The organism is Nocardia sp. NPDC088792, assembly GCF_044750615.1.
Classification (GTDB): domain Bacteria; phylum Actinomycetota; class Actinomycetes; order Mycobacteriales; family Mycobacteriaceae; genus Nocardia.
In genome coordinates this window covers 1093050-1119727 of sequence record NZ_JBIVKC010000001.1, presented here as the reverse complement: position 1 = coordinate 1119727, position 26678 = coordinate 1093050, and the positions used below count along the sequence as shown (strand labels likewise).

General features: G+C 69.0%; 28 protein-coding genes. 17 read left to right on the top strand and 11 right to left on the bottom strand.

Translation table 11 applies throughout. The features are described 5' to 3' along the window. Positions 1–87: 87 nt before the first annotated feature. Positions 88–1815, bottom strand: a complete 1728-nt coding sequence (locus ACIP5Y_RS05490; RefSeq protein WP_400347817.1) for a nitroreductase family deazaflavin-dependent oxidoreductase — start codon at positions 1813–1815, stop codon at positions 88–90. Between the two features lie 112 nt (positions 1816–1927). On the opposite strand from ACIP5Y_RS05490, the gene ACIP5Y_RS05485 reads away from it, so the two are divergent. Continuing rightward, a complete protein-coding gene (locus ACIP5Y_RS05485) occupies positions 1928–2512 on the top strand; it encodes a TetR/AcrR family transcriptional regulator (protein ID WP_400347815.1) in 585 nt (194 codons plus the stop codon). Between the two features lie 5 nt (positions 2513–2517). Here ACIP5Y_RS05485 and ACIP5Y_RS05480 read toward each other — a convergent pair whose 3' ends face one another. After that, on the bottom strand, positions 2518–3381 hold the full coding sequence (locus tag ACIP5Y_RS05480; RefSeq protein WP_400347814.1) for a ribokinase: 864 nt from the start codon (positions 3379–3381) through the stop codon (positions 2518–2520). A gap of 76 nt (positions 3382–3457) precedes the next feature. On the opposite strand from ACIP5Y_RS05480, the gene ACIP5Y_RS05475 reads away from it, so the two are divergent. Further along, positions 3458–4093, top strand: a complete 636-nt coding sequence (locus ACIP5Y_RS05475) for a helix-turn-helix transcriptional regulator (protein ID WP_400347813.1) — start codon at positions 3458–3460, stop codon at positions 4091–4093. Here ACIP5Y_RS05475 and ACIP5Y_RS05470 read toward each other — a convergent pair. After that, positions 4080–5279, bottom strand: a complete 1200-nt coding sequence (locus ACIP5Y_RS05470) for an MFS transporter (RefSeq protein WP_400347811.1) — start codon at positions 5277–5279, stop codon at positions 4080–4082. The genes ACIP5Y_RS05475 and ACIP5Y_RS05470 overlap by 14 nt on opposite strands. Positions 5280–5356: 77 nt before the next feature. On the opposite strand from ACIP5Y_RS05470, the gene ACIP5Y_RS05465 reads away from it, so the two are divergent. Further along, a complete protein-coding gene (locus tag ACIP5Y_RS05465; RefSeq protein ID WP_400347809.1) occupies positions 5357–6124 on the top strand; it encodes an AraC family transcriptional regulator in 768 nt (255 codons plus the stop codon). A gap of 45 nt (positions 6125–6169) precedes the next feature. On the opposite strand, the gene ACIP5Y_RS05460 is transcribed toward ACIP5Y_RS05465, so the two are convergent. Then, positions 6170–6529, bottom strand: coding sequence for a GNAT family N-acetyltransferase (locus ACIP5Y_RS05460; protein ID WP_400347808.1), 360 nt, complete (start codon positions 6527–6529; stop codon positions 6170–6172). Then, the gene (locus ACIP5Y_RS05455) at positions 6529–8043 is read right to left on the bottom strand and encodes an MFS transporter (protein WP_400347806.1); all 1515 of its coding nucleotides are present in this window, start codon (positions 8041–8043) and stop codon (positions 6529–6531) included. Before ACIP5Y_RS05455 ends, ACIP5Y_RS05460 begins: the two co-directional genes overlap by 1 nt. A 150-nt stretch (positions 8044–8193) precedes the next feature. Between ACIP5Y_RS05455 and ACIP5Y_RS05450 the strand changes: the two genes are divergently transcribed. The 3 genes from ACIP5Y_RS05450 to ACIP5Y_RS05440 are packed head-to-tail and all read left to right on the top strand — an operon-like array spanning position 8194 to position 11870. Then, the gene (locus ACIP5Y_RS05450; RefSeq protein ID WP_400347804.1) at positions 8194–9462 is read left to right on the top strand and encodes a glutamate-5-semialdehyde dehydrogenase; all 1269 of its coding nucleotides are present in this window, start codon (positions 8194–8196) and stop codon (positions 9460–9462) included. Positions 9463–9490: 28 nt separating this feature from the next. Continuing rightward, the gene (locus ACIP5Y_RS05445) at positions 9491–10375 is read left to right on the top strand and encodes an AAA family ATPase (protein WP_400347803.1); all 885 of its coding nucleotides are present in this window, start codon (positions 9491–9493) and stop codon (positions 10373–10375) included. A gap of 1 nt (position 10376) precedes the next feature. Further along, the gene (locus tag ACIP5Y_RS05440; RefSeq protein WP_400347801.1) at positions 10377–11870 is read left to right on the top strand and encodes a VWA domain-containing protein; all 1494 of its coding nucleotides are present in this window, start codon (positions 10377–10379) and stop codon (positions 11868–11870) included. Positions 11871–11888: 18 nt separating this feature from the next. On the opposite strand, the gene ACIP5Y_RS05435 is transcribed toward ACIP5Y_RS05440, so the two are convergent. After that, the gene (locus ACIP5Y_RS05435; RefSeq protein WP_400347799.1) at positions 11889–12350 is read right to left on the bottom strand and encodes a MarR family winged helix-turn-helix transcriptional regulator; all 462 of its coding nucleotides are present in this window, start codon (positions 12348–12350) and stop codon (positions 11889–11891) included. A 102-nt stretch (positions 12351–12452) separates the two neighbouring features. Here ACIP5Y_RS05435 and ACIP5Y_RS05430 point away from each other — a divergent pair, with 102 nt between their 5' ends. From ACIP5Y_RS05430 to ACIP5Y_RS05420, 3 genes are all read left to right on the top strand, one after another. Beyond that, on the top strand, positions 12453–13082 hold the full coding sequence (locus ACIP5Y_RS05430) for a class I SAM-dependent methyltransferase (RefSeq protein ID WP_400347797.1): 630 nt from the start codon (positions 12453–12455) through the stop codon (positions 13080–13082). A gap of 44 nt (positions 13083–13126) precedes the next feature. Further along, positions 13127–13612 carry a hypothetical protein gene (locus tag ACIP5Y_RS05425; protein ID WP_400347795.1) on the top strand — a complete coding sequence of 162 codons (486 nt, stop codon included), beginning with the start codon at positions 13127–13129 and terminating at the stop codon, positions 13610–13612. Positions 13613–13685: 73 nt separating this feature from the next. Further along, positions 13686–14021, top strand: a complete 336-nt coding sequence (locus ACIP5Y_RS05420; RefSeq protein WP_400347793.1) for an MmcQ/YjbR family DNA-binding protein — start codon at positions 13686–13688, stop codon at positions 14019–14021. 7 nt (positions 14022–14028) lie between these two features. On the opposite strand, the gene ACIP5Y_RS05415 is transcribed toward ACIP5Y_RS05420, so the two are convergent. The 4 genes from ACIP5Y_RS05415 to ACIP5Y_RS05400 are packed head-to-tail and all read right to left on the bottom strand — an operon-like array spanning position 14029 to position 17999. Further along, positions 14029–15048, bottom strand: a complete 1020-nt coding sequence (locus ACIP5Y_RS05415) for a hypothetical protein (protein WP_400347792.1) — start codon at positions 15046–15048, stop codon at positions 14029–14031. A gap of 28 nt (positions 15049–15076) precedes the next feature. Further along, complete coding sequence (locus ACIP5Y_RS05410) at positions 15077–15919, bottom strand: hypothetical protein (protein ID WP_400347790.1); 843 nt, start codon at positions 15917–15919, stop codon at positions 15077–15079. Beyond that, positions 15916–16953 carry a hypothetical protein gene (locus tag ACIP5Y_RS05405; protein ID WP_400347789.1) on the bottom strand — a complete coding sequence of 346 codons (1038 nt, stop codon included), beginning with the start codon at positions 16951–16953 and terminating at the stop codon, positions 15916–15918. Before ACIP5Y_RS05405 ends, ACIP5Y_RS05410 begins: the two co-directional genes overlap by 4 nt. Continuing rightward, the gene (locus ACIP5Y_RS05400; protein WP_400347787.1) at positions 16950–17999 is read right to left on the bottom strand and encodes a hypothetical protein; all 1050 of its coding nucleotides are present in this window, start codon (positions 17997–17999) and stop codon (positions 16950–16952) included. Before ACIP5Y_RS05400 ends, ACIP5Y_RS05405 begins: the two co-directional genes overlap by 4 nt. Positions 18000–18179: 180 nt before the next feature. Here ACIP5Y_RS05400 and nadD point away from each other — a divergent pair, with 180 nt between their 5' ends. From nadD to holA, 8 genes are all read left to right on the top strand, one after another. Continuing rightward, positions 18180–18824: a nicotinate-nucleotide adenylyltransferase gene (gene nadD / locus ACIP5Y_RS05395; protein ID WP_400347785.1), complete on the top strand. Its 645-nt coding sequence runs from the start codon at positions 18180–18182 to the stop codon at positions 18822–18824. Continuing rightward, positions 18821–19240 (top strand): ribosome silencing factor, encoded by a 420-nt coding sequence (gene rsfS, locus ACIP5Y_RS05390; protein WP_400347783.1) that lies wholly within the window; start codon positions 18821–18823, stop codon positions 19238–19240. Before nadD ends, rsfS begins: the two co-directional genes overlap by 4 nt. Beyond that, positions 19237–19896 (top strand): histidine phosphatase family protein, encoded by a 660-nt coding sequence (locus ACIP5Y_RS05385; RefSeq protein WP_400347781.1) that lies wholly within the window; start codon positions 19237–19239, stop codon positions 19894–19896. Before rsfS ends, ACIP5Y_RS05385 begins: the two co-directional genes overlap by 4 nt. Then, the gene (gene octT, locus ACIP5Y_RS05380; protein WP_400347779.1) at positions 19886–20752 is read left to right on the top strand and encodes a diglucosylglycerate octanoyltransferase; all 867 of its coding nucleotides are present in this window, start codon (positions 19886–19888) and stop codon (positions 20750–20752) included. The genes ACIP5Y_RS05385 and octT overlap by 11 nt, the downstream gene beginning before the upstream one ends. Positions 20753–20784: 32 nt before the next feature. Beyond that, positions 20785–21627 carry a DegV family protein gene (locus ACIP5Y_RS05375; protein WP_400347778.1) on the top strand — a complete coding sequence of 281 codons (843 nt, stop codon included), beginning with the start codon at positions 20785–20787 and terminating at the stop codon, positions 21625–21627. A gap of 116 nt (positions 21628–21743) precedes the next feature. Then, positions 21744–22868, top strand: a complete 1125-nt coding sequence (locus ACIP5Y_RS05370) for a ComEA family DNA-binding protein (protein ID WP_400347777.1) — start codon at positions 21744–21746, stop codon at positions 22866–22868. Positions 22869–23229: 361 nt separating this feature from the next. Beyond that, positions 23230–24546: a ComEC/Rec2 family competence protein gene (locus ACIP5Y_RS05365; RefSeq protein WP_400347775.1), complete on the top strand. Its 1317-nt coding sequence runs from the start codon at positions 23230–23232 to the stop codon at positions 24544–24546. A gap of 103 nt (positions 24547–24649) precedes the next feature. Further along, positions 24650–25621 (top strand): DNA polymerase III subunit delta, encoded by a 972-nt coding sequence (holA, locus tag ACIP5Y_RS05360; protein WP_400347774.1) that lies wholly within the window; start codon positions 24650–24652, stop codon positions 25619–25621. 23 nt (positions 25622–25644) lie between these two features. Here the strand turns inward: holA and ACIP5Y_RS05355 are convergent, their stop codons facing one another. Beyond that, a complete protein-coding gene (locus ACIP5Y_RS05355) occupies positions 25645–26625 on the bottom strand; it encodes a zinc-binding alcohol dehydrogenase family protein (protein ID WP_400347772.1) in 981 nt (326 codons plus the stop codon). Between the last annotated feature and the right edge of the window lie 53 nt (positions 26626–26678).

Here is a 26678-nt window from a genome sequence, read left to right as displayed (position 1 = left end):
GCGCGGCCCGTCCGGCGTCATCGCGACCAACGGGCCGAAACGCCGGCGCTCACGACTCCGCTCCCGATAGGGCGGGCCGTCTTCCCACTATCGGTCGTTGAACGTGATTCGGACTGTCACGGGCGTGGTCTCGAGGGCCGCGAACATACCGCGGGCCACGCCGCCGAGCGCGGGGTGCGGGGCGAAGGTGCGGGCGCGGGCCACCACATCGTCGTCCGGGAGGAATATGGCCAGGCCGGACAGCCACCGATCACCCTGGCGCACCCGGATATTCGGGTTCGCCGACAGGTTGCTGCCCCAGCCGGAGCGCATGCCGTGCTGGCAGATGGCCCAGGCGCCGCCGCCGTCGCGATCGAACAGAACGGAGACCGGGACGCGGCGGGGCCGGCCGGACTTGCGGCCGACAGTTTCGATCTCGGTGGCCAGGGCGGTGTGGATACCGACCTTGCCGAGGGCGCGGACGGTGGGATTCATGACGTAGCGGCCGATGGCGCGCTCGCGGCGGAACTTGCGGGCGGTCTTGTCCGGCATGGGGTTTCCGTCCTTTCCGGTAGTGCGCTGGGCGGCGGCGCGCTTGCTGCGGAAGGCGTCGAAGCCGTTGCGGCGCAGCATGGTTCCGGCAGTAAGGAGGGGGGAGCGGTTGAGGTCGGGGTCCTTGCCCGCGCCCAGGCGGTGCAGTTGGTCGGTGTGCCATTGCAGGTCGAGGGCGCCGTCGGCGGACTTCAGGCTGCGGGCGGCGGCCAGGCGCGGCGGCAGGCCGAGGGTGATGTGCGGGGCGTGCAGGACCGCTACCCGTTCGCTGAGGAGATCGGCTGCGGCGGTGGGGAATACGGCTGCGGGGCGGCCGATGCCGACCAGGTCGCAGATATCGTCGGAGACGGCCTCGGACATGGCGGTGCGGGAGCGGAAGCCACCCGTTACAGCGATCGGGACGGTGCCGGCGGCCTTACGGGCGGACTCGGCGTAGTCGAGGAAGTACGCCTCGCGGGCCCTGGTGCTGGCGGAGGCGGTTTGCGGGCGGCCCATCATGGCGGGGGATTCGTAACTGCCGCCGCTGATTTCGAACATATCGAGCTGCTCGGCGGACAATTCCTCGATGACCGCGCGTGACTCCTCCTCGGTGAATCCGCCGCGCTGGAAGTCGGCCGAATTCAGTTTGATGCCCAGGCCGAAGCCGGGGCTCACCGAAGCGCGAATACTGCGGGCCACCTCTACGACGAACTGCCGCCGGCGCTCCGCGTCACCGCCCCAGGCGTCGGTGCGCTGATTCGACAGTGGTGAGAGGAACTGGGAGACCAGATAGCCGTGGGCGCCGTGGATCTGGACGCCGTCGAAACCGGCGGCCTCGGCGACGCGGGCGGCCGTGCCGAAACGCCTGATGATGTCGAGGATCTCGTCCTCGGTGAGGGCACGCGGTGCGGGGATACCCGGAATACCCATGGCCAGGGCCGAGGGGGCGACCGCGCGGGTGCGGGTGACGATCGGATTGGCCTGCCGGCCCGGATGATTGAGCTGCACCCAGACCTTGCTGCCGCCGTCCTTGGCGATCTTGGCCCAGCGGGTCAGGGTGGCCAGATCGCGTTCGTCCTCCATGGCGACATTGCCGGGTTCGCCGCAGTGGCGGCGGTCGACCATCACATTGCCGGTCACGATCAGGCCGAACCCGCCCTGACTCCAGCGCGCGTAGAGTCGTTCCAACCGCCCGTCGGGCGCATTGTCCGCACCGGCCAGGCCCTCGCTGAGGGCGGATTTCACGAGCCGGTTGGGGAGGACCTGGCCACTGGCCAGCGGCAGGGGATCGTGCAGCGTCGTCATGGTGGCCCCGATCGATCGTCGAAGGAAGTGCGGCGGTCTACACTCGGGTAGACCAATCGGTATAAAAGAACCGTAGTACACCGATCGGTATACAGGCAAGGAAGGATCTCCAATGGGAGCGCGCGACCGCCTCATCGACAGCGCCATCGCCCTCATGCGCTGCAATGGCATCGCCGGCACCGGCATCTCCCAGCTGCTGGAACACAGCGGGATCTCACGCCGATCCATCTACCTCAACTTCCCCGGCGGCAAATCCGAGCTCGTCGCCGAGGCCACCCGCACCGCCGGACAGGCCTCCAGCGCCCTCATGCGCGCCCTCACCAGCGGCGCCGACCTGGCCAACGTCATCTCCGCCTTCCCCGGCATGTGGCGTGAAGGACTGCTGACCAGCGACTTCCGGGCCGGCTGCCCGATCGTCGCCGCCGCCCTCGGCCGCTCCGAATCCCCGGAGGCGGCCGACGTCGCCGGCGAGACCTTCACCGAATGGGAAAGCATCCTCGCCGACCGCCTCGAAGCCGAAGCCGTCGCACCCGAAACCGCGAAATCCCTCGCCACCACCATCGTGGCCGCCGTCGAAGGCGCAGTGATCATGTCCGCCGCCACCCGCACGACGGCACCCCTCGAGCGCGCCGCCCAGCAGCTGTCCGAACTGGTCGCCCTGCACACAGGCAAGCGCGCCGCAGAGACTCGCGCCTAGCGCGATCAGGACTGCGCGGGCAGTGCTTGCTCGATTTCCTTGCGCGACGGGATGGCGGCGCTCGCACCGAGTTTCGTGGTGGCCAGCGCGCCGGCGGTGCAGGCCCAGGCCAGGGCTGTCGCGGGGCCTTCGTGCCAGTGGGCGGCGAGGGCGCCGGTGAAGGTGTCGCCCGCCCCGGTGGTGTCCACGACTTCGACTCGCAGTCCCGGATGAGTCAGTGAGCTGCCGTCCGGGCCGCGATAGGCGGCGCCCGCCGCGCCGCGGGTGGTGATCACGTGCGGCACTCCGGCCAGGACCGAATCCAGCTGCGCCGCTTCACCTTCGTTGACCACCGCCACGTCGATCTGCGCCCACAGCTCCGGCGGCAGCTCGCGCACCGGCGACGGATTCAGCATGACCGTCGTCTCGTGCGCGTGCGCATGCCGGGCGGCCGCCAGCACTGTCGGCACCGGAATCTCCAGCTGGCACATGAGCACATCGGCCGCCGCGAGCACATCCAGATCCGCCGCCTCCAGGGCGGTCATCCGGGAATTGGCCCCACCCACCACGATGATCGTGTTCTCACCCTCGCCGTCCACCACAATGGCCGCGATCCCACTCGGACCGTCCACCGTCCGCAGCCGCGAAACCCCCACGCCCGCATCCCGCAACACCCCGCGCAAGGCGTCCGCGAACACATCCGCCCCGACCGCCCCCACGAACTCCACCTCGGCCCCCGCCTTCCGCGCGGCAATCGCCTGATTCGACCCTTTCCCGCCCGGCACCAGCGCGAACCCCTCCCCATTGACAGTCTCGCCCGGCTCCGGCCGCCGCCCCACCGTCGTCACCAAATCCATATTGATGCTGCCCACCACCACAATTCGCGCCATGCCCCGGACCCTAGACGACCCCCACCCCAATCCCCGCCCCCTCGAACGTGTCGCCCCTCCGCGTCACAATCGAAGAGTGAGCAGCACCGAGCGGCCCCCGGACACCCGCCCTCGCCACGCCCCTGCCCCCGGTCACCCCTCCGACGCCGGTCGCCCCGCGGACTCCGATCGCGCCGCAGACTCCGGTCAGGTTCTCGACCCCGATCGTCCGCTCCGCCCACTCGAGCTCACCGCCACCGAGGCCACCGCGCTCCTGGCGGCGCTACCCCGTCTGGCCGGAACACCTTTCGCGGCTGCGGCACGCACCGCCGCCCGCAAGGTACTGGAGCTGCTCACCGATGGTGACGAGGCGCTGTCCACCAGTCTGAGCGACCGGATCCGCCTGCCGTCCGGTGAGTCGTTTGCCGTGCCACCGGAAGTGCTGGAAGCCCTGCTCCGCCGCCGGGTGCTGCGCCTGGAATACACCGACCGTCACGGCAATCCGACCGACCGGATCGTAGAACCCCTCGCCCTCCTCATCGGCGACCACTGGCAGCTCTACGCCTGGTGCCGAATGCGCAACGACCTGAGGGGCTTCCGGCTGGACCGCATCCACGGCGCCGACGTCCTCCACGACACCATCCCGAATCGCGACGTCGACCTCGCGCCCCTGCAAACCGGTACCGCTCGGCTCCTCGACGCGGCAGCACTCACCGCGCTCATTCGGAAGTGACGGTCTTCTGGTTGTGAGGCAAGGGGCTCGGGAGGAAGAAGGCCAGGGTCAGGGCGAGGATCGGGAGGCAGCAGACAGCGGTGATGGCTGCTTGCGGGCCGTGGCCGTCGGCCAGGGCGCCGAAGATCGGGACGAACAGGCCGCCGGCGCTGACCGCCAGGCCGAGGGTGACGCCCGCGGCGGTGCCGGGGCGGGTGGGCAGGTAGTCCTGGCCGAGCTTCACCAGGACGGCGAACGGAATGTTGGCGGTGATACCCGCCAGGACGGCCAAGGGGAGGCCCCAGAGCGGTGAGGGAGCGAGGCGGACCGCGATCGAGGCGGGAATCAGTGCGGCACTACCTATCTGGATGGTGCGCACCATCCCGAAGCGATCGGCCAGGCGGCCACCGCTCAACGTCCCCAGAACGCCACCGACCAGGAAGGCGGTCAAGGCCGCGCCACCCATGGCCGGAGACGCACCGAGGTGCTTGATCCAGAACAGAGCGATGAAGGTGTTCATGCCGAAGAAGATCGTCGAGCGCGCCACCTCCACCGCGGTGAGCAGTGCGAACGGCGCCCAGCGGTCATGGCCGCCGATCACCTTGGCGGCAGCCGTCTCCTGAATCCGCCGCCGCTGATACCGCCACAGCACGAAACCCATCAGCACCGCCGGCGGCAGGAACAGTGCCGTCGCACCGACGCCCAGCATGTCCAAGGCCGGAGTGGCCAGTGCGGGAGCGAGGAAGAATCCGACACTGCCGCCGGCCGCGAACAAACTCATGGCCGCCGCGCTGTCACCCGCATCGCGGCGAGCATCGCGCCCCGCCGCAGGATGGAATGCCGCGACGCCCAGACCGGACAACAGCAATAGCACCCACACCAGCGCATAACCGGGCGCGAGCCCGGCCGATCCCGCGCCGATCCCGGCGAGCGCCAACCCGGCCGGCGCCATCCACGGCATCCGCCGCCGATCGGCCAGCATCCCGAGCAGCGGTTGCGGCAGCGCACTACCCAGCGTGGCAGCCAGCGCGAGACCCGAGGCTCCGACATAGCTGTAGTGCCGCTCCAGCACGAAGAACGGAATACTCGCCGGCACCAAACCCTGATAGAAATCGTCGACAGCATGCGCAATAGCCCAGTACCGCATCCGATTCCACGCCGATTCGACCCGCTCGACCGCCGCTGATTCCGCTCGAACATTCACCATGACCGGTCCTCCTCTCGACTCTCAGGAAAGAGCGTAGAAATCCGGACCGTGGCTTACTTCCGATAAAATGCCAATCCATGTCGGAATTCCGCCACAATTCGGCCGCCGCGCAGCACGATGCCAAGGCCACCTCGGCTCAGCGGTTGCCGGCGGGGGCGCGCATCGATCGGCATCGGCATGCCGAGGACCAGATTGTCTATACGAGTTCCGGTGCGGCAGAGGTGCATACCGATGCGGGGCACTGGATCGCGCCCGGCGACCGCGCCATCTGGATTCCGGCGGGCTGCTGGCACGAGCACGATTTCTACGGGCCCACCCGATTTCACACGGTGGCGTTTCCGCCCGAGCGGCTCCCGCATCGCCGGACGCCCGCGGTGATCAGCGTCCAGCCGCTGCTGCGTGAGCTGATCATCGTCTGCTCCGATCCGCGCGATCTGCCCGCGAACGAGGTCGAGCGGCTGCGTCAGGTGCTGCTCGATCAGCTGGATCGGAGTCCCGAAGAGCCGCTGCGGCTTCCGGCCGCCCAGGATGATCGGCTACGCCGCACCTGCGATCTGGTCGCGGAGGATCTGACCGTGCAATGGACGCTGCCCGAACTGGGCCGGGTCGTCGGTGCGGGGGAGCGCACCCTGACCCGTTTGTTCCGCAGTGAATTCGCGATGACCTACCCGCAGTGGCGAACCCAGCTGCGTCTGCACCGGGCCGTGCAACTACTGGCGGGCGGTGCGGCGGTCACCGCGGTGGCGCACCGGTGCGGCTGGGCCACCCCGAGCGCCTTCATCGACGTCTATCGGAAGACCCTCGGCCATACTCCCGGCGACTATCACGTCGCGGGCATGCGCTGAGCAGCGCTGAGCGGGCGCGGACCGGCCGGCGCGCGTGAGAGCCGCTCAGCCCAGCGCGCTTTCGACGGTGGCGCGGGCCTGCGGGGTGACCGGGTCGAGGATGTCGTCGAAGTCGTGGTGCTTCTGGACGTAGTCGGCGACGAAGGGGCAGATGGGGACTATGCGGCGGCCGGCCTTGCGGGTGTCGGTGAGGGCGGCGCGGATGAGGCGGCTCGCGAGGCCGCGGCCGGCGAAGCGGGGGTCGATTTCCGTGTGGAAGAAGATGCGCTGGCGGGCGTTGTCCACGTACTCCGTCAGGCCGGCGCGCTCGCCGGCGACGTCGATGCGGTAGTACTGCGGGGCGGTGTCGGTGACCTGGGTGATGGTCGGTTCCGGTTGCTGTGCATCGGTCTTCGCGTCGGTCATCATCGCTCGCTTTCGGTCGGTGCGTTGTGCGCTGGTTCCAGGGGCGGGGCGGCCACCGGGCAATTGATGCGGCATTCGGGTTCGGCGGAGGGCGGGGCGGTGCGCAGGGCGTCGTTGCGCACGGTCGTGAAGGCCAGTACGGCCGCGGCCACCATGAGGACGGCGCACACCAGCAGGGCCATGCGGAAACCGTGCTGGAAGTCGGCGGGATGGGTGTAGGCCGCGCCGGTGAGTCCGGTCAGCGGCGGAATCGCCGCTACCGCAAGCAAACCGGCGGCGCGGGCCACCGCATTGTTGACGCCGGAAGCCACTCCGGCATGCCGTTCGTCGGCGGTGGCCAGCACTGTCGCGGTGAGCGGCGCGACCGCCAGGGTGAGCCCGGCGCCGAAAACCAGTGCGGCGGGCAGCACCACGGTCACGTAATCGGTGTGCGTGCTGATGCGGGTCATGAGCAGCATGCCGCCCGCCGCCAGCAGTACGCCGAGCGTGATGGGCAGTCGCGGGCCGATGCGCTGCGCCAGCGCCCCGGACCGCGCCGAGAACAGCAGCATGAGCACCGTCACCGGCAGCATGGCCGTGCCCGCCGCGATGGGCTTGAAGCCCGCCACCACCTGCAGGGTCAGCACCAGCAGGAAGAACACCACGCTCATGGCCCCGTACATCACGAACGTCACCACATTGATCGCCGTGAACTGCTTGGACGCGAACACATCCACCGGCAGCATGGCGGACGGATCGTGCGCGGGCCGGGACCGCCGCCGCTCGGTGAACACGAACCACACGCCCGCCCCGACACCGGCGATCGCACTGCCCCACACCAGTGTCAGATTCGTGTCCTTCTCCGGAGCCATGGTGAGCGCGTAGGTGATTCCGGCCAGGCACAGCGCCGCGAGTGCCGCGCCCCGCACATCGAACTTCCCGCGCGCCTGGGAGTCATAGGTTTCCGGCACATGCCGCACGGTCACCGCGAGCACCACCACGGCCAGTGGAATATTGAGCAGGAACACCCAGCGCCAGCCGGCCGCCTCCACCAGCCAGCCGCCCAGGAACGGCCCGATCGCGCCGGCGACACCGCCCAGCCCGGACCAGGCGCCCACGGCGCGCGCCCGATCCTCCGGCTGGAACGACGCTTGAATGATGGCCAGCGATCCGGGCGTCAGCAGCGCCCCGCCCACCCCCTGCAGCGCTCGCGCGGCGATGAGCATCGAAACATCCTGCGCCGCACCGCACAAGGCCGAGGCGACGGCGAACCACACCACCCCGATCAGGAAGATCTTGCGCCGCCCGAACCGGTCCCCGAGCGAACCGCCCAGCAGGATCAGCCCCGCCAGCGTGAGCGTGTAGGCGTTCACCGTCCATTGCAATCCGGCCATGGAGGCGCCGAATTCGTCACCGATGCGTGGCAGCGCCACATTCACGACGGTCGCGTCCAACATGGCCATCCCCGAACCGAGGACGGTGGCCAGCAGAACCCAACGGCCGGAAGCGGATGACAACCGAATGCTCGCGGTCATGACCACACGGTAGCGGGGCAAGCCGACACCTACCGGGCGAACCGGGCCTCGGGGCGAGCCGTCCGCTCCCAGCGAACCGGCCCGGCCCTCGCGGAGGCCGAGAGGCATCCGCGCCGTCGCCTATTGCCGACCGGTCAGTAATCTGTACCCATGACAGCAGGAACTGCCACCGACCTGGACAGCGTCCGCGAGGTGGTGCACGATGCGGCGCGCCGGGCCCGGGTTGCTTCGCGCACCCTCGCGCAGCTCACCACCGCGCAGAAGGATGCGGCCCTGCACGCCGCCGCCGACGCGCTGCTCGGCGCAAAGGACGCCATTCTCGGCGCCAATACCGAGGACATCGAGATCGCCCGCGCCGCGGGCACCGCGGAAGCGCAGCTGGACCGGCTGCGGCTGAGCGATTCCCGCATCGACGGCATCGCCTCCGGCCTGCGCCAGGTGGCCGGGCTGCCGGATCCCGTGGGTGTGGTGGTGCGCGGTTCCACGCTCCCCAACGGCCTGGAGATCCGCCAGGTGCGAGTACCGCTGGGCGTGGTCGGCATGGTGTACGAGGCGCGGCCGAACGTCACCGTGGACGCGTTCGGGCTGGCCCTGAAGTCCGGTAACGCCGCCCTGCTGCGCGGCTCCTCCTCGGCCGCCCGGTCCAATGCGGCCCTGGTCGCCGTGCTGCGGGAAGCGCTTGCGGCGCAGGACATCCCGGCCGACGCGGTGCAACTGCTGCCCGCCGAGGACCGTTCCAGCGTCACGCACCTGATCCAGGCGCGCGGACTGGTCGACGTGGTCATTCCGCGCGGCGGCGCGGGCCTCATCAATGCGGTCGTGCGCGATGCCCTGGTGCCCACCATCGAAACCGGCACCGGCAACTGCCATATCTTCGTGCACCGCGACGCGGATCTCGAGATGGCCGAGAACATCCTGATCAACGCCAAGACCCGGCGTCCCAGCGTGTGCAATACCGCCGAGACCGTCCTCATCGACAAGGCCATCGCCGATACCGCCGTCCCGCGGTTGATCAAGGCTCTCGAGGACAAGGGCGTCACCATCCACGGCGATCTGCCCGGACTGGTCCCGGCCACCGACACCGACTGGGCCGACGAATACCTCTCGCTGGATATCGCGCTCAAGGTCGTCGACGACCTGGACGCCGCCGTCGAGCACATCACCGAATGGGGCACCGGCCACACCGAGGCCATCGTCACCGGCGACCTGAAGGCCGCCCGCGAATTCACCAGCCGCGTCGATGCCGCCGCGGTCATGGTCAACGCCTCCACCGCCTTCACCGACGGTGAGCAGTTCGGGTTCGGCGCCGAAATCGGCATCTCCACCCAGAAACTGCACGCGCGCGGCCCCATGGGGCTGCCGGAACTCACCTCCACCAAGTGGATCGTGTGGGGCGACGGCCAGATCCGGCCCGTGTAACAAAGCTTTTCGAAGGAAGGAAGGGCGCGTGGCCGCTACCACCGCACCGAACCAGGAGCCGATCTTCTCGTCGGTCGACGATGTGATCGAACGTCTCGCCGGCACCGGCTACCTGGCCGACAAGGCCACCGCCACTTCGGTTTTCCTCGCCGACCGGCTCGGCAAGCCCCTGCTCGTCGAGGGCCCCGCGGGCGTCGGCAAGACCGAACTGTCCAAGGCCGTCGCCGAGGTGGCGGGCGCCGAACTGATCCGCCTGCAATGCTACGAAGGCGTCGACGAGGCCCGCGCCCTCTACGAGTGGAACCATGCCAAGCAGATCCTGCGCATCCAGGCCGGCTCCGAAAACAATTGGGCGGACACCAAAGCCGACGTCTTCACCGAGGAATTCCTCCTCGAACGCCCGCTGCTGACCGCCATCCGCCGCAGCGAACCCACCGTGCTGCTCATCGACGAGACCGACAAGGCCGACGTCGAGATCGAGGGTCTGCTGCTCGAGGTGCTGTCCGACTTCTCGGTCACCGTGCCGGAACTCGGCACCATCACCGCCACCCGCAAACCGTTCGTGGTGCTGACTTCCAATGCCACCCGCGAACTTTCGGAAGCGCTGAAGCGACGCTGCCTCTACCTGCACATCGACTTCCCGGACGAGGAACTGGAACGCCGCATCCTGGCGTCCCGGGTGCCCGAACTCAAGCCCGCGGTGGCCGCGCAACTCGTGCGGATCGTGCATGTGCTGCGCGGCATGCAGCTCAAGAAGCTGCCGTCGGTGGCCGAGTCCATCGACTGGGCGCGCACGCTGCTCGCCTTGAGTGCGAAGGATCTCGACGACAAGACGGTGCGCGCCACCCTCGGCGTGGTGCTCAAGCATCAGGCCGACCACGTGCGCGCACTCAACGAGCTGAAGCTGGCCTGACATGGCCGGCGGTTCGAACAACCCGCGCGGCCTGGTCTCGGCGGCCGTGCGGGCGGTGACCGGCACGCCCGCAGGGAAATCCGCGGCCGTACCGGGGCCGACGGCAGAGCACGGGCTCTCCGGGCATCTGGTCGGCTTCGTGGAAGCCCTGCGCGGCCGGGGAATTCCGGTCGGACCGTCCGAAACCGTCGACGCCGGACAGGTTCTCACCGTCCTCGACCTGATGGACCGCGAAGCCCTGCGCGAGGGTCTGGCCTGCGCACTGCTGCGCCGCACCACCCAGCGCAGCACCTTCGACGGCATGTTCGACCTCTGGTTCCCGGCCGCGCTCGGGGAACGTATCGGGGCCGACGAGGTCGAGATCCCGCAGCGGCCCGACGGTTCGGTCGACATCATCGAACTGCGCAAGCTGCTGGCCGAAATGCTCATGCAGGATCCGTCTCCGGAGCAGGCGCAGCAATTGCAGGCCCTCGCCGCGCAGATGGTCGAGCAGCTGGGGCAGTACAACGCGGCGGGCGGGCCGTCCTTCTCCGCGTATCAGACGCTCAAGGATCTGCAGCCGGAGATTCTGGTCAGCCGGATCATCGCCGGGCTCACCGCCGGTATGGACGCCACCGACTTCGACTCCGAGGTGGCCCGCCGTTCCGCCCGCGATCGCATCAAATCCTTCCGCGGCACCGTCGAGGCCGAGACCCGCCGCCGCGTCGCCGAACGCGTCGGCCGCGAACGCGTCGCCACCTACGGGGTGGCCCGGCAGGCCGAGGACGCCGACTTCCTGCGCATCTCCCAGAACGAACTGGACGAACTGCGTCGCAGCAGTCAGCGCCTGGCCCGAGTCCTGGCCTCCCGCTTGGCCGCTCGCCGCCGTCGCTCCCGCCGCGGCGAGATCGACCTGCGCAAGACCATGCGCAAATCCATGTCCACCGGCGGCGTACCGGTCAATCTGGTGACCCGCAAACCGCGACCGGGCCGCCCGGATCTGGTGCTGGTGTGCGATATCTCGGGCTCGGTGGCCGGGTTCTCCAGCTTCACCATGCTCTTGGTGAACGCGCTGCGTGAACAGTTCTCGCGAGTCCGGATCTTCGCCTTCGTGGACCGGGTGGACGAGGTGACGCAGATCTTCGATTCGGTGACGCCGCTGGATCAGATCACCAAGCGGATCTTCACCGAGACCAAGGTCGTCGGTATCGAGGGGCATTCCGATTACGGTTCCGCGCTGGAGGGTTTCGCCGCGGACTTCCCCGACGCGGTCACCAGCCGCACCTCGCTGCTCATTCTCGGGGACGGGCGCACCAACTATCGTGATCCGGCGCTGGGCACGCTGAAACGACTAGTGGACACCGCCAAGCACGCGTACTGGCTCAATCCCGAGGCCGAGAAGATGTGGGGCACCGGCGATTCCGCCGCGCAGCGGTACGCGGACATCATCGAGATGCACGAATGCCGCAATGCCCGGCAGCTCACCACGGTGGTCGGCCGGCTGCTGCCGGTCTGACCGCAGGCTGCCGCCGGTTCAGCTCTGCTCCAGTTCCCGCTGCCACGCCCGCAGCCCGGCCAGGAAGCCTGCGCGCTCCCCGGCCGTCAGCCGGCTCATGGCGCGCAGGAGGGAATCCGAGCGACGGTCGATGAACCCGCTCACCTCGTCGCGCCGGTCCGGCGGCAGGGAGAGTAGTACCCGGCGGTGATCGGCCGGATCCGGATCACGTTGCAGCCAGCCCGCTCTGGTCAGGTCGCCGGTGATCTGGCTGGCATTCGTGAGGCCGATGCCCAGCTGCTTGGCCAGTTCACTGACGCTGATCGACTCCGCCGACAGCACGGCGGCCAGCGCCGCGCCGTGCCTGGGGCTCAACCCGTGTGCCGCGAAAGCCTCGCGCAAGGATGCGGGCATGTCGGATCGGGCGCGCTTGAAATGCGCCGAGATCATCGGCACGACGGCCTTCAGCTCGCGCTGCTCTGCTGCGCTGACGGGTTCCACTCGACCTCCGGTTCCGGCCGCGTTCGGCCATTGACACCCTCATCATACTAGTTCAATAATGTGAACTGTTCACGAACTTGAACCTTTTGAGTGAGGTCACCCATGACGGATCCACACCCACCCGCCGAATTCTTCGAAACCGCCTACCGCAACCGCCGACCCGACGACCGCGGCCTCGCCGGCTGGGACATCGGACGACCGCAAACCGCCGTCATCGAACTCGAAGAAGCCGGTGAGATCGGCGGCGAAGTACTCGACATCGGCTGTGGCAGTGGCGAGAACGCGCTGTACCTGGTCGCCCGCGGGCACACCGTCACCGGCATCGACGCGGCGCCGGCCGCGCTGGCACTGGCCCGGCAGAAAGCCGCCGACCGCGGGCTGGAACTGACCCTCGACACCGCCGACGCCCGCGAAATGACCGGATACGAGGGCAGATTCGACACCGTCCTGGACAGCGGACTGTTCCACGTCTTCGACGAAACCGATCGCAAACTGTACGTCGACGCACTCCACCGCGTCACCAAAGCTGGTGCGCGCGTGCATATTCTCGCGGTCTCCGACAGCGCGCCCGCCGGCCCCGGACCGCGCCGGATCACGCCGGACGAGCTGCTCGCCGCCTTCGAATCCGGCTGGACCGTCGACACCCTGCGGCATATCGCCATGCTCGGGCGCCTCCCGGGTCTCACCGACGGCGATATTCCAGGGCTGCTGCTGACCGCGCGCCGGCAGTGACCTTCTCCACCGAAAACCGCAGAGCATCAAGGAGATAGAACGAGATGTCCCACCCGATAATCCTCGCCGTCCACATCACCATCGCGCTGGCCCTGACCATCCTCGTCGGCGTCCAGTGCGCCGAACTCGGCCGCATCCGCGAACCCGGCGCAGATACCCGCGCACTGCGCACCACCCTGCGCTGGATCCCGGGGTTGTCCCTGCTCACCTTCATCACCGGCGGGCTGGTGCTGGCCGACGGCGCCAAGGGCGGGCCGTGGGTGGCCGCGGGCGTGATCTCCACGGCCCTCATCGCGGCCGCCTCCGGCTGGACCCTGCGCCGGTTGCGCAATCCCGCCGACACCCGGCCCGCCCTCATCGCTGCTGTTCGGTGGGGAGTACCGGCCGTGACCCTCGCGGCGGCGTTCCTCATGGCCCTGCGCCCCGGCAATCCGTTCGCGGCGGCCGGACCGGTCCTCGGTGCGGCGGCCATCATGATCGGCGCCTACGTCGCAGCGGCCCGGCGGGCAACGGCTGCCGCGACCGTCTAGCTCCTGCCGGCGCCCCCGGTAAACTCGCCGTTCGTACCCGCTGAACAGCGAAACCGGGGGTGAGGAGGACACGATGGACGTACTGGCCTACTGCCTCACCAAACCGGGCGCCTGGCAGGACGAACCGTGGGAGGGCGACATTGTCGCCAAGGTCGGGGACAAGGTGTTCGCCTTCATCGGCGACGGGGAGTCCGTCGGCCTGAAATGCGGCCGCAATCGCGAAGAAGCCGACGAACTGGTCCGCATCTACCCGGACGACGTCTCGTCATCCCACTACATCGGGCGCTTCGGCTGGAACCGTGTCTACCTCGGTGGCAAGATCCCCGACGACGAGATCCGCGAACTCATCGACCTCTCCTACGAGGCCATCGTCGCCAAACTCCCCAAAGCCAAACGCCCCACGGCCTGAACCGCGTCTACTTCTCCGGCCCGAGATCGACCACCTGACCCGGATGCGCAAGCGACGCAACGGTGATGCGGCCACCCTTGGCCTGATCGATGATCTGCCCCTGCCACGCCACGAAGCAGGACGCCGCCTCACTGTTGTAAACCTTGTCCAGCACCGGGGCGATCGCCTTCGCGAAATCGCCTTCCGCGGCAATCAACTGACCCCGATACGGCCCGTAATACGGCAGGATCGCCTCCAGCACAACCGCTTCCACACCCTGCACCTGCGTGATGATCGGATCGATCAACGGCTGATTCGCCGTGATCACCGGAGCGATCTGCGCCAGCACCGGACCCACCAACTGCAGAATCGGCTGATACACCGAACCCAGCGCGAACGCCTCCGACGAGAACGGCCCCGCCAACGGCGCCAACCCGATCAACGAAGCAAGCCCACCCTGCTCCTTCGGCGCCGGCCACCCCAGCGGGCACGCGGGCTGCGTATTCACGGTCTGGGCCGCGAACGGACTACCCGGACCGATGGGCACCGAACTGTTCGGTGCCGCACCGGGAGCCAGCGGCGTAGCGTTCGCCGGTCCGCCACCCTGACCCAAAGGAACAGAGCTGGCAGGCGCGCCCCCGCCGCCGATCGGGACGGAGCTGCTGGGTGCACCGCCACCACCGAGCGGAACGGCGGCGGCCGGTACACCGGCGCCGCCGAGCGGCACGGCATTGCTCGGCGCCGGGCCACCCGCAATGGGAGCCGCGCTCTGCGGCGCAGTGGCATTCGGCGCCGGTGCACCCGCCGCGGGACCGCCCGCGGCCTGCGGCGAACCGTCCGGAACCGGTGCGGGCGCCACGGTCACCCGGCCGGGTGTGGAAGCGGCTGCGGTAGTGGGCTGTTCGGCCGCGACAACGGTCGAAACCCGTTCGTCGGCGCGCACGGTCAGCGTCGTCGCGGCGGCCGCGCTACCGACCACCGTGAGTGCGGCAATCGCGCGTATGGCGGCGACCAGGGCAGGGCGCCTGGTCGGTTCGGCGATGGTCATCGGTCGACTCCTGGTCGTGTGCTCGCGGCTATTTCTGTGGTGCCGTGGTTGGTGCGCTGTTGGCCGGGGCGGCGGCGGAGGGTTCGTAAATGCCTTCCAGGTGCCAGACGCCGGTGAAGCTGTTGAAGGGGCCGCCGACTATCAGGCTGGTCCACTCCAAGGTGAAGGCCTTGGTCTTCGGGTCGTAGGTGCCGGTGGCGGAAGGGCCCTGGGCGGCATCGGATTTGGGGCGGTCGAACCATTGGTGGCCTACCCAGTCCCAGATCTTCTGGACCTGCTCGGAGCCTGCTACCTGGGGGCCCTGTTTTTCGGGGGGCTTGGGGGCGCCCTGGTTGAATTCCTGGTCGTTCCAGGAGGCTGCCCAGGAGGACAGGTCGGCGGTGAGCTTGCCGTCGTTGTTCGTCACGGTCGGAGGCGGTACGTCGCGCTGGGTCTGCGGGTCGACCGGGTTGGTGGAGATACCGAACTCGACGGCGAAGAACTTGGTCGGCTCGGTGATCGAATCCGAGAGCGAATTGCCGTGGTCGAAGCCCGGTTTGGGCTCGCTCTGGTAGCCGCCGACGCGGAGGCCGCCCGCGGTGCCGGGGGAGAGGAGGGTGGTGGAACCGCCTTGGGCGGGGGAGTCGCCGTTGGGCATGTAAGGGCCGTTGTCCGGGGTACCGCCCGGCTGCACCATGCGGAACCAGGTGCCGTGCACCGTGTTTCCGTCGACCGTGCCGGGGGTGAAGCGGAGCAGGCCCACCAGCTGTTCGGGGCCGGTCGACGCCTTCTCCGAGGAGCTGCTGCCGCAACCGGTGGCGAACACCGCGGCGGTCGCGAGGACTGCCGCCATCGCGATCCCACGCAGGGCAAGATGAGATCGTCGGGTCATTCCGGGGCTCCTGCGGTGGAACCTGTGCGGCCGGAGCCGGTTCGGGACAGCCGGGGACCCGCGAGGGCCAGCGCCAGGATCAGTACGCCGGGCACGAGGTAGCCCCAGGCGAGGCCGCGGAAGGCGGTGAAGCCGAGCGGGCGGGTCGAATCGTTCAGTGCGACCACGGCATCGAAGTTGCCGACATTGTCGTTCATCGCACCGACCAGCGCGGCGAAACGCGAGGTCATCGGCTGCCAGCTCGCCTCCAGCGCGGTGATGCCGGTCAGGTCCGCAGTCGGATGAGCGGCCTGCACCGTGGCGACGTACCGGCTGTTCAACTCGCCGTCGGCGGCCACCAGAGTGACGAAATAGCCTTGTAGCTTGTGCACTTCGGACGTGGTGAGGATCGGCCGGAAGCCGTCGATGAGCGGCTGCGCGGCGGGCGCGGCCGGAAACAGGCCGCCGGCGATCGGAACCACGATCAGGCCCAGCCCCGCCAGTGCGGCCAGCGAGCGCCAGAAGACGCCACGCTTGCCCGCCGCGGCGGCACGGAAGCCGAATACTCCTGCGGCGATCAGCACCACGCCCGGCAAGGCCAGCAGCCACGGCAGTGAACCGAAAGGCGCGGTGCCGGAGAGCTTTCCGTAGTTGCCGCGATTGGCGTCGATCGTATTCAGCATGGACGACATATCCGCGTGGATTCCGGGATAGTCCCGGACGAAGGTTTCCACCCTCGGAAAGTCACCGGGCTGCTGCGATGCCGCCTGCAAGGCAAGAACATTCGTCCTGGCCTTGTCCAGCACCTGCAGATCGCCGCGGTAGCCGTCGATGCTCTGCTGCGTCATATACGGATGAAAGGCGTCGATCATGGCCTCGCCCTTGACCGCCCGCGGGAACATGCCCGACGCCAGCGGCGCGATCACCAGCAGCGCCCCGATCACGGCCAGCACGGCGAACGGCCACCGCGCCGCCACCCGCGCCGGCGCCCGCTCGACGTGCGAGACGAATTCGGAGTAGGCGGGCAGTTCCGAGAACGCGGGCACGGTCGTCATCGCCGGATCCGGACCAGGCGTCCGGCGGTGAAGAAGACAGCGGTACCGGCCACGGCGACGATCAGCAAGACCGGCACCAGCCACGAATTAGGCTGACCGCGCGGGATATCCACCGTCTTGGTCGCCAGCGCCGGAGCGGCCTGAACGGTCTGTGGGGCAACGCCACCCGGATTCGGTGCACCGGCCGGGGCGGAGGCCGGAGCCTGCGGTGCGACCGGATTCTGTGGCGCACCGGCAGCCGGCGGGGCAGCGGCCGGGGCCTGGGCTGCGCCGGGCGCGTCCGAGCTCGGAGCCTGGGGCGCAATGGATTCGCGGGCGGATGCGGCCGGCGGGGCGGCGATCGGCGCGGCCGCGGGCGCGGCCTGCGGCACCGTGCCCTGATAGTGCCCGGCCAGATGCCACAGTCCCGTGAAGTTGTTGAACGGCCCGCCGACGATCTGACTGGTCCACTCGATGACGTAATTGCCCGCCTGATCGATGCTTCCGCTGATCGGGCCGGTCTTGCCCGGCAGCCCGCCGCCCGGCTTCGGCGAACCCTGGTTGAACACTTGGTTGTTCCAGGTGACCCCGAGACTGCTCAGATCGCCGGACAGCCTGCCGCCGTCACTGAACAAGCGCGGCAACGCGGTTGCGGCGCCGGTCTGCGGATCGGTCGGATTGGTGGCCGTCGCGAAATCGACGCCGTAGAACCGCACCGGCGTGGTGACCCGGCCCGACTGCGCGTTCCCCGCGCCGTCGAACGCGGTCGCCGGCTGCGGCTGATAACTCCCGGACACCAGCCCGCCGTCCGTGCCCGCCGACAAGGGCGTCACCGTCTGATCACTGCAGCGCGAATCGCTGTTCTGCAGATACGGACCGCTCGCATCCCCGGTGGGCAGGATCATCCGGAAGAAACTCCCGGTCACCACTCCGTTCGCGCACACCCCCGGCGTGAGCGCGAACAACCCGTCCAGAGCCGTAGGCGCCGCATGCGCGGCCGGCGCCGCCAGCACCGACACGCCGACCGCGGCGATGGCCGCAGCAAACCGATACGAATTCCGTGACATGACGTGTTCCCTCGAGTGATCAGGTGCTATGGACTCCAGAAGTGGGGGCAGCACACACATGGCAACTCGAGTCCCGGGGAAAGTCGCGGGTTGCGGTCACGCTGATCCGAACCCGAGAAAAACTGCGGCCCCTCGGCCGCTGCTCGGGCCCGGCAATAGCCCCCGGTAAGCTCGCTTTTCGTGCAAACGAACGGGCGCCGCAAGCTAGGCGTGATGGGCGGCACCTTCGACCCCATCCACCACGGACACCTGGTGGCGGCCAGCGAGGTCGCCAACCGATTCGACCTGGACGAGGTCATTTTCGTGCCGACCGGTGAGCCGTGGCAGAAATCCGACCGGCATATCAGTCCCGCCGAGGACCGATATCTGATGACCGTCATCGCGACCGCGTCGAATCCGCGGTTCTCGGTCAGCCGGGCCGACGTCGACCGCGGCAAGGAGACCTACACCGTAGACACCCTCCGTGACCTGGCCGAACTCCATCCCGACGCCGATCTGTACTTCATCACCGGAGCCGATGCGCTGGCCAGCATCCTCACCTGGCACGATTGGTCGGAACTGTTCGAACTGGCGAAGTTCGTCGGAGTGAGCCGTCCGGGGTACGAATTGAATATCGACCACCTGGCCGACCATCTCCGCGACTACCCCGCCGACACTGTCACCATGATCGAGATTCCGGCCCTGGCCATCTCGTCCAGCGACTGCCGGCGACGCGCAGGCGAGGGACGGCCGGTGTGGTACCTCGTCCCCGACGGGGTCGTGCAATACATATCTAAACGGCACCTGTATGTGCCGGGAGGCAACGGGAAGGTAGAAGCAGGGTGAGCGCATCCGCCGAAGCACTGAAGATGGCAACGGTCGCCGCACTGGCGGCCGACGAGAAGCTGGCTTCCGATGTGGTCGTCCTCGACGTCTCCGAGCAGTTGGTGATCACCGACTGCTTCGTCATCGCGTCCGCGCCGAACGAGCGGCAGGTCAACGCCATCGTTGACAATATCGAGGAGAAGCTGCGCGAGGTCGGGCACAAGCCGGTACGTCGCGAGGGCACCCGCGAGGGCCGCTGGGCGCTGCTCGACTACGTCGAGATCGTCATCCACATCCAGCACAACGATGAGCGTGACTTCTACGGTCTGGAACGACTGTGGAAGGACTGTCCGCAGGTGCCGATCGACGGCATCGGTGATCCGCGCACCAATGTGGCCGCGACGGCCGGAGACGACGAGGCCGGGGACGACGAGTGAGTAAGCACGCCGGCGTCCGGCGGTTGATTCTGCTGCGGCACGGTCAAACCGAATGGAACGCCACCGATCGCATGCAGGGCCAGATCGACACCGAACTCAGCGAAGTGGGCAAGCGGCAGGCCAAGGACTGCGCCCGCGAAATGGCGTCCGGTGAGCTCCTGACCATCGTGGCCTCCGACCTCAAGCGCGCACACGACACCGCGCTGGCCGTCGCCGAACACGCCGCACTACCGGTACTCACCGACCCCCGCCTCCGGGAAACCGACCTGGGCGAGTGGGAAGGCATGAACCACACCGAAGTCGACGCGCTCTACCCCGGCGCCCGCAAGGCCTGGCGGCTCGACGCCACCTTCAGCCCGCCCGGCGGCGAGAACAAGCTCCAGGTCGGCGCCCGCGCGCTACCCGTGGTGCAGGAACTCTTCGCCGAGCGGGCCGACTGGCCCGGCCGTACCGTCATGCTGGTCGCGCACGGTGGGCTCATCGCGGCGCTGACCGCGGCACTGCTCGAACTGCCGCCCTCGAACTGGCCGGTCCTGGGCGGACTCGCCAATACCAGCTGGGTGCAGCTCACCAGCCACGGTCCGGGCCCCGACCAGCCCGGCTGGCGCCTCGACGTGTGGAACGCGCTCGCGAAGGTCGCCCCCGATGTCCTCTGACGGTCCCTCCGGAGAACGGCAGGCTTCCGAAGCGGAAGCGGTCCGGCAGCTGCCGGACGCGCTCCTCGGTGGAGCGGGGGCGCCGGAATCCGAAGCGGCGGAGTCCGATTCCGGGCCGGCTGCCGCTGGGGAACGCAAGACGCTGCTGGTGATCGCGGATTCGCTGTCCTACTTCGGGCCCAAAGGCGGACTGTCCGCGGATCATCCGCGGATCTGGCCGAATCTGGTTGCGGCCGAGCTGGACTGGGATGTGGAACTGGTCGCCCGGATCGGGTGGACCTGCCGGGACGCCTACTGGGCGCTGATCGGGGACCCGCGGGTGTGGGCGGCCGTACCGCGCGCGGGCGCAGTGGTTTTCGCGACCGGCGGCATGGATTCGCTGCCTTCGCCGCTGCCTACCGCGCTGCGCGAACTGATCCGGTATGTGCGGCCGCCGATGCTGCGACGCCGGGTGCGGGACGCGTACGGCTGGCTGCAGCCGCGGCTTTCGCCGCTGGGATGGCCGGTGGCCCTGCCGCCGCATGTCAGTGTCGATTATCTGGAGCAGTCGCGGAACTCGCTGGCGCAGTTGCGGCCCGAGCTGCCGGTGGTGGGAGTGCTGCCGTCCGTGCACAAGTGCGAGGCGTACGCGAGCGTGCACAACGGGCGCGAACCCATGGTGGCGGCCGTGCAGAAATGGGCTGCCGAGCATGACGTGCCGCTGGTGGATCTCGGGGAAGCGGTGCGCGACAACGTCTTCAACGGTCCCGCCAATCCCGACGGCATCCACTGGGGCTGGGAAGGGCACACCGCCGTCGCCCGCGCCATGGTGAAGGTGCTGTCCGAGGCGACCGCGCGCGAGGTACCCACTGCATGAAGGCCTGGCCACGCGGAGAGGGCCGCTGACCGATGACCGTGGTGGTTGTCACCGACTCATCGGCGAGCCTGCCCGCCGACCTCACCGGCGAACTCGGTGTCCTCTCCGTACCCCTGCACGTCCTGGTGGACGACCGCGAAATCCGGGAAGGCCTGGACGACTACGCCATCGACTACGGCTCCTCGACCGTCACCACCTCCGCCGCATCGCCCGGTGACCTGCGCGACGTCTACGAGAAGGCGCTCGAACTCAGCAATGGGGACGGGGTGGTGGCCGTGCACATCTCGCGGCAGCTCTCCGGGACCTGGGAGGCGGGGCGGCAGGCCGTCCGCGATATGGATGCGGGCGACCGGGTGCGGTTGGTCGACTCGCTGAGTGCGGGACTGGGCACCGGACTGCCGGTGCTGGCGGCCGCGCGCCGAGCACAACAGGGCGGATCGCTGGACATCGTCTATGACGCCGCCGTGGCCGCCGCCGGGCGCGGGCGCGCGTTCATCGTGGTGAACCGCACCGAGCAACTGCGGCGCGGCGGGCGATTGAGCACGGCCGCTGCGTTTTTCGGTACCGAACTGGTCACCAAGCCGATCCTGCAGATCGTGGACGGGCGGCTGGAACTGCGTGAGAAGGCCCGCACGCGATCCAAGGCGTTCATGAAACTCGTTGCGGCGGCGGTGGATGCGGCCGGTGAGGACGGGGCGGCGGTCGCGGTCCAGCATCTCGGTGCGGCGGAGGCGGCGGAGACCATCGCCGGACAACTGCGTGATCTCATTCCGGGGATCCGTGAGCTGATCGTCGCCGAGTTCGGGCCGACGCTCGGAGTACATCTCGGCATGGGCGCCGTCGGCGCCCTGGTGGTTCCCGGCGGATGCGGCTGACCTGCTGATGTCGTACCGGAATCCGGTTGTCCACAACCGATTCCGGTATCCACAGGCGCGCTGAAACCCCAGGTCGCGCCGAAGTCCGAATCAGGTATCCGCCATACCGTGGCCCCATGCCACGAATCGACGAAAGCACCCAGGTCCGCCGCCGGCTCGATGCCCTCACCGGTCCCGAACCACCCGCTGACTCCGAACGCGCCCACTCGGCGCGCTGGGACGAAGAATCCATCGAAGCGGCATCCCATGACGCCCACGACCCGGCTGAATCGTCCACGCCCCCATGGCTCTCCGAGCCCTGCGGCAGCGTCTCACTCTGGCACGACCGCCTGGTGCCCGAGCGTTTCCGCGGCACCCGCTGGGATCCCGGCCCACGCGGCGCGTTGATCATCGCCGCGATCGGCGTAGTCGCGGTACTGCTGGCCGGCTACGTATCCCTGCGTGAAGAGCCTGTGTCCCAACCGGTCCCGCCCATCGCCGTCGCCGGCGAAACCATCCCCGCCGACCCGCCGCCGGCCGACGGCGCAGCGGACTCGAACCCTGACGCGCTGAAAGGCGCTCCACCGGCGGCCCGGGACGCCGCAGGGACCCACAACCCTCAACCGGTCGACGCGCCCAACGCGCCCCTGCCGAGCCGAAACCCCGTGGGCACCAACCTGCCCGGCACCGCCACGCCCGGTACCACCACAGCGCCCGGCGCCGGTGCTCCCGTCGGTGGCACCGGCTCACCCGGTGGCGCTGCCCAGCCCGGATCCGCGGTTGTGGTGGTCAGTGTGGTCGGCTACGTCGAACACGGCGGCCTCCGCCGCTTCGCTCCGGGCGCTCGCGTAGCCGACGCCCTGCGCGCCGCCGCCCCACGCCCCGATGCCGACCTGTCCGGCTTGAATCTCGCCCAGCAACTCTGCGACGGCGACCAGATCGTGATCGCCCGCACCACCACAACGCGTCCCAATCCCCAGCAACAAGGCAGCACGGTAGTCAACGCGGCCCGCCCCACCGCTGCCGATCCAGCCGTCCCCACGACCTCCGCCCGCCCGGCCACCCCGCCCGCCAAGGTCAACCTCAACACCGCCACCGAAGCCGAACTCGACTCCCTCCCCGGCGTGGGCCCCTCCACCGCCCGCGCCATCCTCGCCTGGCGCACCCGCCACGGCCGCTTCACCTCCATAGACCAACTCTCCGAAATCGAAGGCATAGGCCACTCCCGCCTCGCCCGCCTCCGCCCGGCGGTGACCCTGTGACCGGCGGTGCCGGGCGGCCCGGCCCGGAGGTCGTGAGATGAACTCGGATGAGGACGAACGCGAAACAGCGGACGACGCTGAGGCCGATATTGAGGCCGCCGAAGCCGGAGAGGTTCTGGATGCGCGATTGGTGCCGGCGACGGTGTGTTGCTGGGGCGCAACGCTCGTGGCGCTGTTGTGGGGATGGCGGGCAGGAGTGGGCCTCGCGGTCGGATGTGCCGCAATAGGAATCGGGTTGTCGGTGCTCATGTTTCGGTCGGCGCGATCTGGTGGGGAAGCCAGAGGGAGCGGCGACCGAGATGGACAGCGTCGCGACGAGTGTAAGGAGAATGGCGGTCGGCAGCGGGTGGGGTGGGTTTTGGTGGGGGCGTTGGTGATCGGGGCGGGGTTTGCGGGGGCGGGGGCCTGGCATGAGCATCGGGTGGAGGTGCATCCGCTGCGGGAGGTGCGGAGTGGGCAGCGGCTGGTGGCGGTGGTTGTGGGGACGGATGATCCGAAGGCGGTGGCGGGCAAGCCGTTCGGTGGGCCGAAGGTCATGATGCGGGCGCAGTTGGTGGAGTATCAGCTGGGTGGGAGGACTGTGCGGGCCGGGGGAGCGGTGGTGGTGCTGGCACCGGCTGCCGCGTGGCGGGCGGTACTGCCGGGGCAGCGGGTGGAGTTTCGGGGGAAGGTGGGCCCGCCGTGGCGGACGGATCTGACCGTGGCGGTGCTCCGGGCCGAGGGTGCGCCGATCGCGATCGGCGCGGCGCCGTGGTGGCAGCGGGTGGCGGGGCGGGTGCGGAGAGACTTCGCGGATGCCGCGCAGCGGACATTGCCCGCGGATGCGGCGGGGTTGTTGCCCGGGCTGGTCATCGGTGACACGTCCCATCTGACCGAGCATGTGCAGAAGAACTTCGAGGAATCGGACCTGACCCACCTCACCGCCGTGAGTGGTGCGAACGTCACGATTCTGCTCGGGGTGGTGCTGGTTTCGATGCGGGCCCTCACCGTCGATCCGCGGTTCGGCGCAGCCGCGGCAGCCCTCGCGCTGGTGATGTTCGTGATCCTCGCGCGCCCTTCACCGAGTGTGCTGCGAGCGGCGGTGATGGGCGCGGTGGCACTACTCGGCATGTGCACTGGCCGGCGAAAGCAGGCACTACCCGCGCTGTGCACTGCTGTCATCGGATTGCTGGCCTGGTCACCGAATCTCGCCGTGGACGCGGGTTTCGCGCTGTCGGTGCTCGCCACCGCCGGTCTGATCGTGATCGCCCCCGACTGGTCGGAGTGGCTGATCATGCACGGCTGGTGGCGAATTCCGGCAGAGGCCTTCGCCGTGGCCGCTGCGGCGTTCGTGGTCACCACCCCACTGATGATCGCCATGAGCGGTCACCTGAGCCTGGTCGCCATCCTGGTGAACATGCTCGTAGAGCCGGTGATCGCCCCCATCACCATCCTGGGCGCAGCCGTAGCGATCCTCGCCTGCCTCTGGTCCCCCGCGGCCACCCTCGTGCTGCACTGCACCACACCCCCGATGTGGTGGCTGCTCACCGTCTCCGACCGCGCCGGCGCCTTGGGTGCCTCGATAAGCCTCCCCACCGGAACCCGCTCGGGCCTCATCGCCGCAGTCCTCTGTGCCCTCGTCCTGCTCGCCCTACGTCCCCGACCCCGCCCACCCGGCACCGAGGCATCGGACGCCTGACTGATCGATCAGTCAGGCCAGGCGGTGTGACGCGAGGCCCCGGTCCGCAAGCCGAGTGACACGGGGTGACGGGGTTGTCGGAGGGGACTCGTAGGATCGGGGCGTGAGCCAACGACCCGCGCCCCTGCATCTTGTGCTCGGTGATGAGGAATTGCTTGTCGAGAGGGCGGTGGGGGAGATTGCCGCGCAGGCTCGAGCTGCTACCAATGAGCCGGATTCGATGCCGGTGGATCGGATGCGGGCGGGGGACGCCAGCACGGCTGAGCTGGCTGAACTGTTGAGTCCTTCGTTGTTTGCCGAGGATCGGGTGATCGTGCTCGAATCGGCGGCCGAGGCCGGGAAGGATGCGGTTTCGGTGATTCAGGATGCCGCGGCTTCACCGCCCGAAGGGGTGGTGCTGGTGATCCTGCACTCCGGCGGTGGACGGGCGAAGGCGCTTGCGCCTGCCCTGCAGAAGCTCGGGGCGGTGGTGCACAACTGCGCGAAGCTCGCCAAGGCGGGGGAGCGGGTCGAGTTCGTGCGCAATGAGTTCCGGGCCGCCAATGTGCGGGTGTCGCCGGATGTGGTGCAGGCCCTCATCGAGGCGGTCGGCTCCGATCTGCGGGAATTGGCCGCGGCCAGTTCACAATTGGCGGCCGATACCGGTGGCAAGGTGGATGTGGCCGCGGTGCGGCAGTACTACTCGGGGCGGGCCGAGGTCACCGGGTTCGACGTGGCCGATCTTGCCGTGTCCGGGGATCGGCCCGCCGCCATGGAGGCGCTGCGCTGGGCCACCGATCGTGGTGTGCCCGCCGTCCTGCTTGCTGACGCCTTGGCGGATTCCGTGCACACCATTGCTCGGGTCGGCTCCGCGGGGCGTGGGGATCCGTTCAAGCTCGCCGGTGATCTCGGGATGCCGCCCTGGAAGGTGAAGAAGGCCCAGGGGCAGGTCCGTGGGTGGACTCCGGCCACTATCGGGGAGGCGCTCCAGGTCGTCGCCGCTCTGAACGCTGATGTGAAGGGGCAGGCGGCCGATACCGATTACGCCCTCGAACACGCGCTGGCGCGCATTCTCGATCTCCGCGAATCCGCCTGAGCGACACCGGCACTTGGTGCCCGTCACGGCACGAGAACGAGTTTGCCTGTGGCGGTGCGATTTTCGAGGCGGCGGTGCGCCTCGGCGGCAGCGGCCAGTGGAAGGACCTCCTCGATCAGCGGTGTGAGCAGGCCCGCCGACGCCAGGGCGAAGGCCTCGGTGCGGGCGGCGGCCACGCGGTCCGCCCAACCGGTGAGCCCGCCGCAGCCGACCACTGTCAATCCGCGGATCAGTAGATCCAGGGGCGTGTAATCCGGCGCCCCGTTCAGCAGGCCGTAGAGCAGGATGCGGCCGGTGCCCGGCGTCAACGTGTCCAGGAGCTCGGTGCCGGGGCCGCCGAGGGATTCGAAGACCAGATCCAGCCGCTCCGCACCGAGTGCCGCACGCACCTGCTCCGGCCACGCCGGATCGGTGTGGTCGACCACGACATCCGCGCCCAGCGCCTTCGCGCGATCCCGTTTGGCGGAAGTGCCTGCCGTGGCCACGATCCGGTGGGCGCCGCGATCCCGGACCAACTGGGTCAGGTACGCGCCGATACCACTGCCCGCGACCTCGATCAGCACATTCTCGGCCCCGGTCAGCCCGGCGGTGTGGAACAAGGCCAGCGCGACCGCGCCCTGCACGCCGAGAGTCAGCGCATCCGGTCCCGGGAGATCTTCGGGGATGGGCGTGAGCGTCGCGACCGGAGCGGTGCAGTACTCCGCGTAGGTCCCGCTGCCGAATTGCCCACCGCCGCCGTACATTACGAACACTCGCTGCCCGATCAGGCCGGCATCGACCTCGTCCCCGACGGCGGTCACCACGCCCACCGCCTCGAACCCGAACGTGGCCGGCGGCCCGCTGGGCATGGGGAACACGCCCGCTCGCATGAGCGTCTCGTGAAAGCTCACACCGATCGCCTCGGTGCGGACGAGTACCTGGCCCGCATCGGCCTCCGGAACCGGAATCTCTTGCAGCCGAAGCGCTTCGGGTCCACCGGGCTCGTGCAGAACGATTGCCTTCATGTTCACGTCTCTTCTCCATGAGCAGTTATCTGAACCAGTGGTTCATTTAATGA

What these genes read in the sequence shown, in the direction of transcription:
- ACIP5Y_RS05420 (WP_400347793.1), top strand. Translation starts at nt 13,686, where the DNA reads ATGGACGTACTGGCCTACTGCCTCACCAAACCGGGCGCCTGGCAGGAC.
- ACIP5Y_RS05410 (WP_400347790.1), bottom strand. Translation starts at nt 15,919, where the DNA reads ATGACCCGACGATCTCATCTTGCCCTGCGTGGGATCGCGATGGCGGCA.
- ACIP5Y_RS05485 (WP_400347815.1), top strand. Translation starts at nt 1,928, where the DNA reads ATGGGAGCGCGCGACCGCCTCATCGACAGCGCCATCGCCCTCATGCGC.
- ACIP5Y_RS05355 (WP_400347772.1), bottom strand. Translation starts at nt 26,625, where the DNA reads ATGAAGGCAATCGTTCTGCACGAGCCCGGTGGACCCGAAGCGCTTCGG.
- ACIP5Y_RS05460 (WP_400347808.1), bottom strand. Translation starts at nt 6,529, where the DNA reads ATGACCGACGCGAAGACCGATGCACAGCAACCGGAACCGACCATCACC.
- ACIP5Y_RS05450 (WP_400347804.1), top strand. Translation starts at nt 8,194, where the DNA reads ATGACAGCAGGAACTGCCACCGACCTGGACAGCGTCCGCGAGGTGGTG.
- ACIP5Y_RS05415 (WP_400347792.1), bottom strand. Translation starts at nt 15,048, where the DNA reads ATGACCATCGCCGAACCGACCAGGCGCCCTGCCCTGGTCGCCGCCATA.
- ACIP5Y_RS05480 (WP_400347814.1), bottom strand. Translation starts at nt 3,381, where the DNA reads ATGGCGCGAATTGTGGTGGTGGGCAGCATCAATATGGATTTGGTGACG.
- ACIP5Y_RS05455 (WP_400347806.1), bottom strand. Translation starts at nt 8,043, where the DNA reads ATGACCGCGAGCATTCGGTTGTCATCCGCTTCCGGCCGTTGGGTTCTG.
- ACIP5Y_RS05405 (WP_400347789.1), bottom strand. Translation starts at nt 16,953, where the DNA reads ATGACGACCGTGCCCGCGTTCTCGGAACTGCCCGCCTACTCCGAATTC.
- ACIP5Y_RS05490 (WP_400347817.1), bottom strand. Translation starts at nt 1,815, where the DNA reads ATGACGACGCTGCACGATCCCCTGCCGCTGGCCAGTGGCCAGGTCCTC.
- ACIP5Y_RS05465 (WP_400347809.1), top strand. Translation starts at nt 5,357, where the DNA reads ATGTCGGAATTCCGCCACAATTCGGCCGCCGCGCAGCACGATGCCAAG.
- ACIP5Y_RS05375 (WP_400347778.1), top strand. Translation starts at nt 20,785, where the DNA reads ATGACCGTGGTGGTTGTCACCGACTCATCGGCGAGCCTGCCCGCCGAC.
- ACIP5Y_RS05425 (WP_400347795.1), top strand. Translation starts at nt 13,127, where the DNA reads ATGTCCCACCCGATAATCCTCGCCGTCCACATCACCATCGCGCTGGCC.
- ACIP5Y_RS05430 (WP_400347797.1), top strand. Translation starts at nt 12,453, where the DNA reads ATGACGGATCCACACCCACCCGCCGAATTCTTCGAAACCGCCTACCGC.
- ACIP5Y_RS05470 (WP_400347811.1), bottom strand. Translation starts at nt 5,279, where the DNA reads ATGGTGAATGTTCGAGCGGAATCAGCGGCGGTCGAGCGGGTCGAATCG.
- ACIP5Y_RS05400 (WP_400347787.1), bottom strand. Translation starts at nt 17,999, where the DNA reads ATGTCACGGAATTCGTATCGGTTTGCTGCGGCCATCGCCGCGGTCGGC.
- ACIP5Y_RS05370 (WP_400347777.1), top strand. Translation starts at nt 21,744, where the DNA reads ATGCCACGAATCGACGAAAGCACCCAGGTCCGCCGCCGGCTCGATGCC.
- octT (WP_400347779.1), top strand. Translation starts at nt 19,886, where the DNA reads ATGTCCTCTGACGGTCCCTCCGGAGAACGGCAGGCTTCCGAAGCGGAA.
- ACIP5Y_RS05440 (WP_400347801.1), top strand. Translation starts at nt 10,377, where the DNA reads ATGGCCGGCGGTTCGAACAACCCGCGCGGCCTGGTCTCGGCGGCCGTG.